The 1,162-nt window shown below is 72.3% G+C and carries 1 protein-coding gene; it reads right to left on the minus strand.

Translation table 11 applies throughout. The features are described from left to right. Positions 1-873 (minus strand): hypothetical protein (locus AB0G02_RS41430; protein ID WP_360806410.1); only part of this gene is annotated, 873 nt, incomplete at its 3' end. Positions 874-1,162: the final 289 nt, after the last annotated feature.

Consider the following 1,162-nt stretch of genomic DNA (forward strand, 5'->3'; position numbering starts at 1 on the left):
CTGCGCGGGCGGCATCGGCGTGCCCACCGGAGGCGTCGGCATGCTCGCCGCGTGCGCCGGGGTCTCGGTGATCCGGGTGGTCTGCTCGGCCGCCGAACCCGGCTGGGCCGGCGTGCTGCCCTGCGTCGTCCGCTGCACGTCCTCACGGCCGCGCTGGTAGGCCTCGGCGTGCGCCTTGGCCTGGGGCACCTCGTTCTCGGCCTTCGTCAGCCAGCCCTCCCAGCGCTGCTGCATGGGCTTGACCAGGCCACCGCCGACGCCGATGACCGCGATGCCGCCGACGGTCGCCAGGATGGTGATCAGGATCGGGGTCGTGACCGTGGTGGCGACGCCGATCTGGTTCAGCGCCGCGATGACACCGAGCGCGAGGATGAACCACGAGGCGACCTTGGCGAGCGTCGGACCGTAGGACAGCCCGCCCAGCGCCCGCGTCGCGATGTCGCGCACGGCCCGCGCGACGGCGGCGGCGACCACGATGATGATGATCGCGACGATCGCCCGCGGCAGCCACGCCACGATCTCGGTCAGCAGGTCGCTCACCGGGTTCGACCCGAAGAGGCCGAACGCGATCTGCAGCGCGATCAGCAGCACCGCGTAGTAGACGATCTGCGCGACCAGCCCGGAGGCGTCGAACTTCGACCGGGCGAGCGCGTCACCGATCCCACCGCGCTGCACCGCGCGGTCGAAGTGCACCCGCTCCAGCACCTTGTGCACCGCCGTGCGCAGCAGCCGGGCGACGATCCACCCGATGACCAGCACGACGAGGAAACCGACCAGCTTGGGCACGAAGGTCACCACTGAGCGCAGGGCGTCACCGGCGGCGTCACCGATGCCTTGAGCCTGCGCCGTCTGCACGGCGAGCAGGGCTGTCATGGTCCTCGACCTCCTCGGACGACCGATTCGTCTCAACGAGACGGTTACCCCAGGTGGACGTACCGAACCCCGCGCCAAACCTCCACGCCGGACCGCGCCCGGCGACCGGTCGACCCCCGCCGCGCCGAGCGCCCCGGCTCAGGCGTCCGGGACCGGTGGCAGTCGCACGGTCCGGTCGACCTCCACGTGCGAGACGCCGGGCACGGCGCCCAGCCGGCCGCTCACCACCGGAGCGGCCGACCCGGTCACCACGCCCAGCGACTCCACAACCCGCACCACCACCATACCG

The organism is Actinosynnema sp. NPDC023658, assembly GCF_040639995.1.
In the GTDB taxonomy this organism is placed as follows: Bacteria; Actinomycetota; Actinomycetes; order Mycobacteriales; family Pseudonocardiaceae; genus Actinosynnema.